General features: G+C 35.5%; 12 protein-coding genes. 7 read left to right on the forward strand and 5 right to left on the reverse strand.

The features are described from left to right. Nucleotides 1-54 precede the first annotated feature (54 nt). From J3U63_RS07835 to J3U63_RS07850, 4 genes are read right to left on the reverse strand one after another with little or no spacing between them, the layout of a single operon-like run. Complete coding sequence (locus tag J3U63_RS07835) at nucleotides 55-495, reverse strand: PTS sugar transporter subunit IIA (RefSeq protein WP_267333563.1); 441 nt, start codon at nucleotides 493-495, stop codon at nucleotides 55-57. Between the two features lie 55 nt (nucleotides 496-550). Next, nucleotides 551-1,969, reverse strand: coding sequence for a PTS fructose transporter subunit IIC (locus J3U63_RS07840; protein WP_267333562.1), 1,419 nt, complete (start codon nucleotides 1,967-1,969; stop codon nucleotides 551-553). Nucleotides 1,970-1,982: 13 nt separating this feature from the next. Next, the gene (gene pfkB, locus J3U63_RS07845; protein ID WP_416379583.1) at nucleotides 1,983-2,903 is read right to left on the reverse strand and encodes a 1-phosphofructokinase; all 921 of its coding nucleotides are present in this window, start codon (nucleotides 2,901-2,903) and stop codon (nucleotides 1,983-1,985) included. Nucleotides 2,904-2,915: 12 nt separating this feature from the next. Beyond that, complete coding sequence (locus J3U63_RS07850) at nucleotides 2,916-3,770, reverse strand: tagatose bisphosphate family class II aldolase (protein WP_267347586.1); 855 nt, start codon at nucleotides 3,768-3,770, stop codon at nucleotides 2,916-2,918. 340 nt (nucleotides 3,771-4,110) lie between these two features. On the opposite strand from J3U63_RS07850, the gene J3U63_RS07855 reads away from it, so the two are divergent. Together J3U63_RS07855 and J3U63_RS07860 are read left to right on the forward strand one after the other, a co-directional pair. Continuing rightward, on the forward strand, nucleotides 4,111-4,938 hold the full coding sequence (locus tag J3U63_RS07855) for a DeoR/GlpR family DNA-binding transcription regulator (protein ID WP_267333559.1): 828 nt from the start codon (nucleotides 4,111-4,113) through the stop codon (nucleotides 4,936-4,938). Nucleotide 4,939: 1 nt separating this feature from the next. Further along, complete coding sequence (locus J3U63_RS07860; RefSeq protein ID WP_267347588.1) at nucleotides 4,940-5,902, forward strand: sugar kinase; 963 nt, start codon at nucleotides 4,940-4,942, stop codon at nucleotides 5,900-5,902. A 231-nt stretch (nucleotides 5,903-6,133) separates the two neighbouring features. Here the strand turns inward: J3U63_RS07860 and hemW are convergent, their stop codons facing one another. After that, nucleotides 6,134-7,267 (reverse strand): radical SAM family heme chaperone HemW, encoded by a 1,134-nt coding sequence (gene hemW, locus J3U63_RS07865; RefSeq protein WP_267347589.1) that lies wholly within the window; start codon nucleotides 7,265-7,267, stop codon nucleotides 6,134-6,136. Between the two features lie 196 nt (nucleotides 7,268-7,463). On the opposite strand from hemW, the gene J3U63_RS07870 reads away from it, so the two are divergent. The 5 genes from J3U63_RS07870 (at nucleotide 7,464) to mraZ (ending at nucleotide 12,005) form a co-directional block, all read left to right on the forward strand. Continuing rightward, the gene (locus tag J3U63_RS07870; protein ID WP_267333556.1) at nucleotides 7,464-8,339 is read left to right on the forward strand and encodes a D-hexose-6-phosphate mutarotase; all 876 of its coding nucleotides are present in this window, start codon (nucleotides 7,464-7,466) and stop codon (nucleotides 8,337-8,339) included. Nucleotides 8,340-8,522: 183 nt separating this feature from the next. After that, entirely contained in the window at nucleotides 8,523-8,807 is a 285-nt protein-coding gene (rplY, locus tag J3U63_RS07875) for a 50S ribosomal protein L25 (protein ID WP_267333555.1), read from the forward strand. A 182-nt stretch (nucleotides 8,808-8,989) separates the two neighbouring features. Next, nucleotides 8,990-10,450 (forward strand): glucose-6-phosphate dehydrogenase, encoded by a 1,461-nt coding sequence (gene zwf / locus J3U63_RS07880; RefSeq protein WP_267333554.1) that lies wholly within the window; start codon nucleotides 8,990-8,992, stop codon nucleotides 10,448-10,450. A 14-nt stretch (nucleotides 10,451-10,464) separates the two neighbouring features. After that, on the forward strand, nucleotides 10,465-11,163 hold the full coding sequence (gene pgl / locus J3U63_RS07885) for a 6-phosphogluconolactonase (protein ID WP_267371198.1): 699 nt from the start codon (nucleotides 10,465-10,467) through the stop codon (nucleotides 11,161-11,163). Between the two features lie 395 nt (nucleotides 11,164-11,558). Next, nucleotides 11,559-12,005: a division/cell wall cluster transcriptional repressor MraZ gene (gene mraZ, locus J3U63_RS07890; protein WP_267333552.1), complete on the forward strand. Its 447-nt coding sequence runs from the start codon at nucleotides 11,559-11,561 to the stop codon at nucleotides 12,003-12,005. The last annotated feature ends 1 nt before the right edge of the window (nucleotide 12,006 follow it).

Raw genomic sequence — 12,006 nt, forward strand, 5'->3', positions numbered from 1 at the left:
AATAAGATGCCGATACCTCTATGAGTTAAATGCGAATACTTGATTCGGTGATTATCATGAATTACCTTGAAGAATGGCTAATAGTTGTTCTGGTGTTTTTACGGCTAAGATGCGCTCAAGTGTATCGTCTGCAATTACGGCACGTGTTAATTTACGTAAGATATCTAAGTGCTCATTTGATTTAGCTGCAATGCCAACGACAACATAAGCAATATTATTATCTTCATCCCACTTGATACCTTGTGGATAATAAATCACTTTAAGTCCTGTTTCGATAACACTATCACGTTTTTCGGTTGTGCCATGTGGAATTGCTATACCATTACCCAAAAAAGTCGAAATTTGAGCATCACGATCGAACATTGCTTGAGTATAATCATTTTTGACTAATCCTGCGTTAATCATCTTTTCAGATACCGCTCTTATCGCCTCTTGTTTAGAAAAAGAGCCATCTATGATTGAAATATCATTGACATTAAGTTTTAAATCGCTCATTTGTTATCCTTATTTTGTTAGTCTACCGCTGATGAGCGGTAGACTAATTTGTTGATTATACTGTTGCTTTATTGGCTAATTTTTTGTTTTGTGCAATACGAACTAAACCTAATAAAATAGCGCCAACTATTGCGCCCGCGAAAATGCAACCTACCCATAAAAATGGTTTATTGACCAGTGGCAGTACTAAAAAACCACCGTGAGGTGCAGGGACTTGAATTTGGCATAAAAAGGTTAAAACAGCTGCAATAGCAGACGATAACATCATAATTGGAATCACGCGCAATGGATCTTTTGCTGCAAAAGGTATTGCTCCTTCTGTAATGTGTGTTGAACCCAAAATATAATTGACCAGACCAGCTGCACGCTCTTCTTCAGTAAAGGCTTTATCGCGGAAGATTGTTGTTGAAAAAGCAATAACAAACGGGGGGGCAATACAAGCTGCAGAGACACCAGCCATAAAATAGAAATTGCCTTCACCTAACAACATGGTACCTGTTACGTAAGCGGCTTTATTTACTGGACCACCAAAGTCGAATGAACACATCGCACCAATAACAATACCTAATAAAACAGGATTAGCAGATTGCAGTGATTCAAGGAATGACTTCATGGCATTATTTACTGTCGCAATCGGACCACCGAGTAAAAACATACCTGCACCAATCACAAATACGCCAATGAGTGGCATAATGAAAATGGATTTAAGCCCTTCAAATGAACGTGGAAGTCCATCTAACAATTTTTTGACAAACAGCATTAAATAACCGGCAGCAAAACCAGCAATAATCCCACCAAGGAACCCAGCTCCGGTGATATTAGCAATCAGTCCACCGACAAATCCGGCAACCATTCCTGGTCGGCCAGCTATAGAGTACGCTAAGAAACCGGTAAAGATAGGAACCATAATGCCAAACGCTTGCCCACCAATTTTCATTAATAACGCGGCAAATTCATTATATTGAGCATTATCAGGGTTAGCTGAATATATCCCCCATAAAAACGATAACGCAATTAAAACCCCGCCAGCTACCACAAAGGGTAACATGTTCGAAACACCGCTCATTAAGTGTTTATAAATTTGACGACCAATGGATTCTTTAACTTCTATCTGGTTAGATGATGAATTGGATTTGTCTGAATTGTTATTTTTGCCTTTACGGATGGGAACAGCGCCTGATGTGATTTGTTCAATAAGTACTTTAGCTTTATGAATACCATCTTTAACAGGTACCTCAATAACAGGTAAACCATTAAAGCGGTCAGGGTTGACATCTTTATCAGCAGCAATAATTACCCCAATTGCCTCGCTAATATCTGCGTCTGTAATAGCGTTATCAACACCGCCTGCGCCATTGGTTTCTACTTTTATTTCAAAGCCAGCTTTTTCGGCAGCGCTTTTTAAGGCTTCTTCCGCCATATATGTATGTGCAATACCAGTTGGACATCCTGTGACAGCTAATATTTTTCTCATAATGCTCTCCTATTTACTTGATTTGGGTAACGACAACTTGACCCATATAAATGTCAATTTTGTCTAATTGACCTAATCCATCTGACTCGGCAACATTAGCGCCTGTTGCTGAGGCCTTTTTCATGGCTTTTTCAATATTTTGTTGTTCAAAAAGCCACTCACTAATAAATGCAGCAAGCGATGCGTCACCAGCACAAGCCGAACTAACTAGATTTATTTTCACCGCATTACAAAACCAAATATGCGTGCCGTCTGAAAAGTACATGCCTTTGTCACCCATTGTTAATAAAATGTTTTGTGCGCCTTTTAAATGAACAGCCTCAAGTGCGGTTATGATTTGCTGTTGGGTATTAGTTTCAAGTCCAAAAATTTCTTTTAGTTCATCGTCATTAGGTTTAATTAATAATGGCTTATACTTTAGTAATTCACTTAATTTGGGATGACTAATATCAAGAATGACTTGGATATTTTTGGACAGACATAAATCTAAGATAGACTGATAATAATCTGGTTCAATATTATTTGGCAGACTTCCGCTGATCACTAAATAACTGTCATTGGCTAACGAACTAATAATCGCTAGCATTTCACTTTTTTTGTTATCAGGAACAAACGGTCCTTTCCCCACCAATTTATATTCATTATGCCCATCGTTGACAAAAACATTGATACGCGTGATGTCATCAATAAAGCAAGGTTTGGTTTCAAGTTGCAATTTAGTTAATTCATCAACAATGTACTTACCCGAAAAACCACCAAAGAAACCTAAAGCACAGGTTGGTTTATTGAATTTATGTAATACAATCGATACATTGATAGCTTTACCATTTGGGCTATATTCCGTATGCGAAGTACGATTGACACAATTGGGATAAAGCCCTTGGCAACGAATATTCATATCAATGGCGGTATTGAGTGTTAAGGTATAGATCATCATGCTTAGCCTCTATAATTTTCCTGCGCATCCGCATGTTGTGATGATTTTTTTGACGATCTCTTTCATTGCTGCTTTTGCTGGTTTCATATAGTGACGAGGGTCATTTGCATCAGGATGTTCAATAAAATATTGTTTGAGGGCATCAGAAAACGCGATTTTTAATTCTGTCGCTACATTGACTTTACAAATACCGCGTTTAATGCATTCACGTACATCTTTATCTGGCACGCCCGATGCGCCATGTAATACTAGTGGAATATCGACCATTGAACGTATTTCCGATAAACGATCAAAGTCTAGTTTGGGTTCTGATTTATAAAGACCGTGCGCAGTGCCAATTGCAATTGCCAGTGAGTCAATACCTGTTTTTTCTATAAATTCAACTGCTTGTTTAGCATTAGTGTATAAAGCATCTTTAGCATCAACAACTAAGTCATCTTCAACGCCACCTAGTCGTCCTAATTCTGCTTCTACACTGACATCGTAACGGTGAGCATATTCAACGACACGTTTAACAATGGCAACATTTTCAGCGAATGGAAAATGAGAACCATCAATCATCACAGAGCGAATACCTGCATTGATTTTGGCTGTTATATCATCATAGTCTTCATGGTGATCTAAATGAAGCGCTAAAGGAACATTATGTTTTTTCGACAACTCATAAGCAATAGCGACAATATTTTCTGTTCCTGCATAACTATAGGTTCCTGGGGTTCCTGCTAAAATCACAGGGGACTGTAATTGAGCAACTGTTTCTACAATGACTTGCATTGTTTCTAAATTATGAATGTTAAAGGCGGGTACGGCATAGTGCTCTTTTTGCGCTTTTTTTAACATATTGTGGCTAGAAATAATTGACATATAACTTCTCCTAAAATTTTTATTAACTACTTAATTTTTTAACTTTCGAATTGAAAGTTATTTTTTTAAATTATGATTGCAAAACGAAAGTTATACTAGTGTTAATAGCGTGAGGTGGATCACAAAAATAGATTTTAATATGTCGAACAAGATAAACTTGTTGCTAAAGTTGCATTTTAACGTTTAACTGGTCAAGGCTGATTTAAGACTACTAAATCGCGATAATTAACATTGATTCATGTTTAGGAATAAATTTCTTCACATTAATTGATGTTGACCACTTGTATGATAAATTTTATTATCATCTTTAGATATTTATCAGTTATATAGGAAATAAAATTTGGCTAGAGCGTCTTCAGCCCTACTAAAACGTAGGTTAGATATTGCCGAAATCGTACGTAAACAAGGTGAAGTAAAAGTAGATGACTTATCTGACAAGCTTCAAGTATCTAATGTTACCATTCGGCAAGATTTAACATATTTAGAACAACAAGGTTATTTAAAACGATCCTTTGGTGGAGCAATTTATATTCCACCTGAAAGTTTGGCTAACCAAACTTCTTTCGACTCTGTAAATTATAGTAATATCAATTTAAATATCAGTGAAATCGATATCGTTAAAAATTGTTTAGATTATATAAATGATGGCGATACACTTTTTTTAGGTCATGGCACTTTAATTCGAAAACTCATTCCTTTTTTGCATAATAAAAAATCCTTAAAATTAATTATGAATGATATTCAAAATGCTCAATTGGTTAAGGAGTTTTCAGATGCCGAAGTCATATTAGTGGGGGGGGTGCTTTTAGAAGGTAATATTTTGCAAAATAATAATGCCCTAACTGAGGTTGTTAACCAATTTTCTATTACCCATTTTATTGTCGAATTGGCAGCTATCAATGCTAATAATCATTTAATTATTGCTAATATTGATCAACAAAAAACATATCAACAAATATTTAAAAATGCTGACCATACTATTGGCCTTTTACCTCAACGCTTGGTAATGAATGATGAACACAGTATCGGAAAATTAAAGCATTTAGATACGGTTATATTATCAAGACCAGTTGTCACCGAATATCATCAACAATTATTAGATTCTAATTTTAAACAAGATGTGGTTAACAAATTTTGCGTGATCTATCGTAATGCAAAGGGGATGTAATATGCAATTTAAAATTTGTACTATAGGAGAATTGCTAGTTGAGTTTTTAGCTAAACAGAAAAACCAACGTTTTGACGAACCAGGTGAGTTTGTCGGACCTTTTGTCAGTGGCGCACCAGCAATATTTGCTGATCAAGTTGCAAAATTAGGTTTTCCAGTTATTTTTTTTGGTTGTGTTGGCAAAGATGCTTTTGGTCACATGTGCACTAAGCGATTAAAACAAGATGGTGTGATTATTGAGGGGATTACCTCGCATTATAAAGCTAATACAGGTAGTGCATTTGTAACCTATAAAGACTTAAATGAGCGCGATTTTATCTTTAATATCCCAAATAGTGCCTGTGGTCTACTTTCGTTCAATCATATAAATGAAAGTTTACTAAAAGATTGTACCCATTTACACGTTATGGGCTCTTCACTTTATTCTTTTCGCGCCATTGATGCTATGCGTAAAGCACTTGATATTATTAAAAGAAATGGTGGCACAATTTCGTTTGATCCTAATTTGCGTAAGGAGATGTTTAATATCCAGGAAATGGAGCAATCGTTTGATTATATCATGGAATATACCGACATATTTTTACCAAGCGAAAGCGAGGTCAGTTATTTTGCCCATAGCCATGATGAGAGTGAACAACAAACCATGTTTTCATTACTCGAAAAAGGAATTAAACATATTGTGGTGAAAAAAGGTAGTAATGGTGCAGACTACTATGGTCACGATGAAAAAAATAAATTATACACACTTCATGTCGACGGTTTTGCCACAAACGTCATTGATCCAACTGGAGCGGGTGACTGTTTTGGTGCAACCTTTGTGAGTTTGATGTTAGCCGGATATTCTGTCAAACAGGCTTTGCGCTATGCGAATGCGAGCGGTGCTCTAGCTGTATCTAAAAAAGGTCCAATGGAAGGGACATCGACATTAGATGAATTAAAACAATTTATTTCTAAATATAAATAAAATCAGTTGAACAAATTTGCAAAAAAAATCCCAATAACATGGTTATTGGGAAAACATAAGGAATAGGAAAACAATGAAATAAATGCATTGTCGAGTGTTAGTATGCGCCTTTTTTTAAAAAATGTATGTAAAGATAACTAAATGATTGCTTAAATAGATTGTATCTATCTTGTTAAGTAAGTGTAAATGGCTTGATTCTCGTCACTAATTCATTATTTTTTATTGTGTTATCTATAAGAAGATCTCTAATAATGAGTTTAAAAACAGCTTACCGCGTTCGGTTATTTGCCAATTATGTTTATGTTCAATCAAATAGTTTTGCTCTATGGCAAGGTCAATCTGCTTACTTACCGATTGCAAGGGTAAAAAAGTACGTTGTTCAAATTCGTGCTTGGGCGTTGCTTCAAATAATCGGAAACGATTCATAAAATATTCAAAGGGTAGATCTTGCGACGCTACTTGATAAGCGTTTTCTAAATATCGACCTTCTAAATACCCTTTAGGGTGACGTGTTTTTACTGTCCGGGTAATTTTGCCATTCGATTGGGTAATTTTACCATGCGCTCCGCAGCCAATCCCTAAATAATCACCAAAACGCCAATAATTTAAATTATGTTCGCATTGATAGCCGGGTTTGGCATATGCTGAGGTTTCATATTGTTGATAGCCTTGTTGAGTTAAAAGTTGATGCCCTTGTTGATAAATTTCCCATAGGTTATCGTCATCAGGTAAGATTGGTGGTTTGGAACCAAATAATGTATTGGGTTCAATAGTTAGTTGATACCAAGACAAATGCGGGGGGGCTAGCTTAATGGCTTGCTTTAAATCATACAATGCATCATCAATGGATTGATTCGGTAAGCCATGCATTAAGTCTAAATTAAAACTATGTAAATTTAGGTTATGAGCAAGAGTACCTGCATTTATGGCTTCTTCAGGGTTATGTATGCGTCCTAAATTTACTAGTTTAGCCGATTGAAAGCTTTGCACGCCAATTGAAATACGATTAATTCCTGCTTGCTGATAACCCTTAAACCTTTCTACATCAACAGAATTTGGGTTTGCTTCAATTGTTATTTCTGCCTCGCTCTCTATTGGAATAATTTTATTAACGTCGATTAATAACTGATTAATCAATTCGGCTGAAAATAGACTTGGCGTGCCTCCACCGATAAAAATAGAGTGAATTGAGCGATCAGGACACAGTTTGACATCTTGCCGTAAATCTTCAATAAGATGTTGAATATAAGCTTGATAATCAGGTGTTTTTTTCACCGTATGTGAATTAAAATCACAGTAAGGACATTTTTGAACACACCAAGGCATATGAATATATAAGCTAAGCGGAATTTTATAATCAAACATATGCTTTTCCATAAATTTTTGTCAAATACGCAGAATAAGTTTAAATGAGCTGGCTATATTACTCGTATTTATTAAAAAAAGCTTTTTTACCTTTATTCTATTTCTAGAATGTGGTGAAAAAGCGTAAAATAGAAACAATTTTAGATTTAGTTTATGACATTGATTGTCGATCAGATTAAACATTATAGGAGTAATTATGAGTATTTTAAAACAACTATTGGATAGTGCTAAACAATCTCAGTCTTTAAGCCCATCTGTCAAACAAACCACCTATGGTGAATTACCTATTTTAGTCATTAATCACCAAACTTGTACAGCCGCGGTTTCACTACAAGGTGCGCATCTATTATTTTGGCAACCGACAACTGAAACTGCACCAGTCGTTTGGTTAAGTAACAACGCCGTATTTAAAAAAGGTACCGCTATTCGTGGTGGCGTACCTATTTGTTGGCCTTGGTTTGGTAAATTAGGTGATCCTATGCATGGTTTTGCCCGTATAGTGCAGTGGACTCTAGATTCATGCAACGAAGATAATGATGGCGTTGATCTTGTTTTATCGTTAACCAATAATCAACAAACTGAGCCGTTTTTTTCAAAACCTTTTCACGTTTGGTTACAGATTCATATTGGTAATACTTGCCAAGTCACGTTAACTTGCCAAGGCGATTTTGAAGCAACAAGTGCATTACATACCTATTTTGGTGTAGATAATATTAACAATGTGCTTGTTAAAGGTTTAGGAGACAGCTATCAAGAACGTTTAGCAAATGAAAATAAACCCACTACTGTAGGTCAGCTGACTTTCAATCAAGAAGTCGATCGTATTTACACCCATGCCGATAATAAGTTAATCATTAAAGATGGGCAACGTACTATTGAGTTAACTAATAATCATTCGACCGATGTTGTAACATGGAATCCATGGGTAGATAAAGCAAAAGCAATGGCTGATTTTGCTGATGATGAATATCAATCTATGGTTTGTGTCGAAACTGCGTGTATTACTCAACCTTTAAAACTTTCGCCAACAGAAAAAGTGTCTTATGGTTTTAAGATAGAATTAATAAAGTAAACGGTAAATTCGTATTACAAACTTAATCGATACTTGGTTTTGATTAATAGTAGTATGATTATTTGATTGCGTTAAATTGCAGAACGCTTTATAATCGCTAGCGCTTTTTAAGCAACTATTTGATAGCCAATTACTGGGTCGCCTGTAATTGGTTTTTATTTGAAATTACTAAGAGAAATTAAAATGTTTACATTAAAAGCAGAAGTTAGAAAAGAGCATGGTAAGGGTGCGAGCCGCCGCCTGCGTCACGCTGGTCAATTCCCAGCTATTATCTATGGTGGAAGTGAAGCAGCAGTTTCTGTTGTGCTTGATCACAACCATATTTTTAATATGCAAGAAAAACCAGAATTTTATTCTGAAGTATTAACTATTGAAGTTGACGGTAAAGCTGTTAAAGCAAAAGTACAAGCAGTACAACGTCATCCATTCAAACCAAAATTAGTGCATATGGATTTTGTGCGCGTATAAATTATCCATCAATTGGGTAACACCCAATTACTAATCCACGCAAAAGGTCGCCTTCATGGTGACCTTTTGTTTTCGTATCAAATAAGGCAAATACCTATTATTATGATTAGCTCTATTAACTGAGTGTACATAGGTAGGACAACGTAATAAAATAGATAATATGCTTTTTTTAGGAGAAAATTATGTCTGATATCCCAGTTTGCGATTTAGTTATTTTTGGTGCTAAAGGGGATTTAACGAGACGTAAATTATTACCGTCTTTATATCAATTGGAAAAATATGGTAAGTTGCCAAAACAGACTAAAATTTTAGGCGTAGGTCGTGCTGATTGGGATCATGCTGCTTATTGCGAAGTAGCCAAAGAAGCATTGGCTACTTTTATGCCAGAACCTATCGACGACGCGATTTGGCAACGATTTAGTCAACGACTTAATTTTCATAAATTAGATGTCAATAATCTTGCTGGTTTTAGCGCATTAAAGGATGAACTTGACCAAACCAGACCAACTATTTTTTATTTTGCCATGCATCCTGGTGCGTTTGGTACTATCTGCCAAGGTTTAGCTGAAGCGGGATTAAATCAAATCCAAAACCGAATTGTTATGGAAAAACCACTCGGTACCGATTTACAATCATCGCGTGAAATTAACGATTCTGTTGCGAAATATTTTAATGAGTCACAAGTCTATCGTATTGACCATTATTTAGGTAAAGAATCCGTTTTAAATTTATTAGCATTACGTTTTGCAAATCCTGTATTTGCCTCATTTTGGGACCGAAATTCAATCGATCATGTTGAAATTACTGTTGCTGAGCAAGTCGGTATTGAAGGGCGTTGGGGATATTTTGATAAAGCTGGTCAAATGCGTGATATGGTACAAAACCATTTATTACAGATTTTAACTATGATTGCAATGTCTCCACCATCTAATCTTGGTGATGATAGCTTGCGTAATGAAAAAATCGCTGTACTTAATGCACTTAGACCAATTAATAAAACCAATATTCGTGATAAAGTTGTTAGAGGTCAATATACCTCAGGATTTGTTAACGGTATTAATGTACCGGGATATTTAGAAGAAGATGGTGCAACCCCAGACAGCCATACTGAAACCTTTGTGGCTATTCGTGTCGATATTGATAATTGGCAGTGGGCGGGAGTCCCTTTTTATTTGCGTACTGGTAAGCGTTTACCAAGCAAATGCTCAGAAGTGGTTGTTTATTTTAAACCATTACCACTGAATTTGTTTAGTGAATCTTATCCTGAGCTGCCACAAAATAAGTTAACTATTCGATTACAGCCTGATGAAGGTATGGATATTGAAATTCTTAATAAAGTGCCAGGGTTAGATAGTACCCATACTTTACAAACAACTAAGCTTGATTTAAGTTTTAGTGAAACTTTCCATCAACATCGTGCTGATGCTTATGAACGCTTGCTACTTGAAGTGATGCGAGGACGACAAGCACTATTTGTTCATCGTGACGAAGTTGAAGCTGCTTGGAAATGGGTTGATTCTATTATCAATGCATGGGATGCTGATAATGACACACCAAAAACTTATCAAGCTGGTACTTGGGGACCGGTTGCATCAGTCGCTTTAATTACTAAAGATGGCTATTCATGGCATGAATTTGAATAAAAGGAATATCCAATATGGTTACACTAAATAAATATGCAACAAGTGAGTTATTAGTTGAAGACCTGACTTCACACATCGTGAATGAACTTACCAAAGCGATTCAAATTAAAGGACAAGCTTCGATAGCTGTATCGGGGGGTAAAACGCCTATTCCTTTATTTATTGCTCTTAGTGAGCAAAATTTAGATTGGAGCCGTGTATTTATTACTCTGGTTGATGATAGATGGGTTGATGATACTGATGATGCCAGTAATGAAAAATTGGTCATGACTTACTTATTACAAAATAAAGCAAAGTTGGCTAATTTTATCGGTTTAAAAAATAGCTGTAATAATCCATTTGATGGCGCGTCAATTACTGAAAAACAGTTAGACAAAGTACCAATGCCATTTGATGTATTAATTCTAGGTATGGGGGAAGATGGTCATACTGCGTCATTATTCCCTGGCGCTGCGAATTTAGCTGCCGGTTTAGATATGAAATCAGGCCGTAAAGTTATCGGTATGACACCATTAACAGCGCCTTTAGATCGAATTACTTTAACGCTGCCTACTATTTTAAATAGTCACAATATCTATCTACATTTAGTGGGTGATAGTAAAATGTCAGTATTAGAACAAGCCGAACAAGGTAAAGATATTAACCAAATGCCAGTTAGAGCAATTTTACAGCAAGATAAAGTTAATGTGACCATATTTTGGACTGCTGCGTAAGCCTATTGATTGTGCCGACTTATGTCGGCCACAATCTTTCTTTAAAGCCTCAATCATTACTCATCCATTATGAGTAATATTTAACTTCATTACTTTATTCACATCATCTCTTAATCATATTTTTTCTATTGTTAGTATGAACGTTTGAAAAAATAAATCATTTAACCAATTGATTTAAATAAATATTTTAAATATTCAAAGCTGAAGTTATTTTTAGTAAAAATAGCGTGCACTTATTTTTATGAATATTCGCGAAATTAATTGATTAAATACCTATTATTTTTGTAACTTTTGTGGTAAAAAGTGGGTTTAAGTGGTAAAAAAGTAAGAATTATTTAACCATCTGATTTTAATCAATAAAAAAATAATAAAAATTTAAAGAAAACGGTGCTTTCATGTTCAGTGGTGCAACTTCAGTCAATTTAGATAGTAAAGGGCGGATGGCTATTCCTACTCGCTATCGTGATGCTTTGTCTGAAGGCATGGTTTGCACAATTGGTTTATATCATTCTTGCTTGTCACTTTACTCAATTTCTGAATGGAAAAGTATTGAAAAGCAACTATCAACACTTTCTACTATTGTTGAGTCAGAGCGTCGAATAAAACGATTATTACTAGGCTATGCAATTGAGTGCCCTATGGATAATTCAGGTCGGATTCTATTACCGCCTACATTACGCACATACGCAAAATTAGAAAAACATGTCATGTTTGTAGGTCAATCTAATAAATTTGAAATTTGGGATGAAGTCATCTGGTATCAACAAATTAGTGAAGATATTGCTGAGCTGTCGGCTGATATTACAAACTTATCCGATAATTTAAAAAATTTAACGATTTAAC

The organism is Gilliamella sp. B2838, from assembly GCF_026536185.1.
Classification (GTDB): Bacteria; Pseudomonadota; Gammaproteobacteria; order Enterobacterales; family Orbaceae; genus Gilliamella.

Excerpts from the sequence above, each read along its gene's own strand:
- J3U63_RS07850 (WP_267347586.1), bottom strand. The coding sequence starts at position 3,770 with ATGTCAATTATTTCTAGCCACAATATGTTAAAAAAAGCGCAAAAAGAG.
- rplY (WP_267333555.1), top strand. The coding sequence starts at position 8,523 with ATGTTTACATTAAAAGCAGAAGTTAGAAAAGAGCATGGTAAGGGTGCG.
- J3U63_RS07860 (WP_267347588.1), top strand. The coding sequence starts at position 4,940 with ATGCAATTTAAAATTTGTACTATAGGAGAATTGCTAGTTGAGTTTTTA.
- J3U63_RS07835 (WP_267333563.1), bottom strand. The coding sequence starts at position 495 with ATGAGCGATTTAAAACTTAATGTCAATGATATTTCAATCATAGATGGC.
- pfkB (WP_416379583.1), bottom strand. The coding sequence starts at position 2,903 with ATGATCTATACCTTAACACTCAATACCGCCATTGATATGAATATTCGT.
- J3U63_RS07870 (WP_267333556.1), top strand. The coding sequence starts at position 7,464 with ATGAGTATTTTAAAACAACTATTGGATAGTGCTAAACAATCTCAGTCT.
- zwf (WP_267333554.1), top strand. The coding sequence starts at position 8,990 with ATGTCTGATATCCCAGTTTGCGATTTAGTTATTTTTGGTGCTAAAGGG.
- J3U63_RS07840 (WP_267333562.1), bottom strand. The coding sequence starts at position 1,969 with ATGAGAAAAATATTAGCTGTCACAGGATGTCCAACTGGTATTGCACAT.
- pgl (WP_267371198.1), top strand. The coding sequence starts at position 10,465 with ATGGTTACACTAAATAAATATGCAACAAGTGAGTTATTAGTTGAAGAC.
- hemW (WP_267347589.1), bottom strand. The coding sequence starts at position 7,267 with ATGTTTGATTATAAAATTCCGCTTAGCTTATATATTCATATGCCTTGG.
- mraZ (WP_267333552.1), top strand. The coding sequence starts at position 11,559 with ATGTTCAGTGGTGCAACTTCAGTCAATTTAGATAGTAAAGGGCGGATG.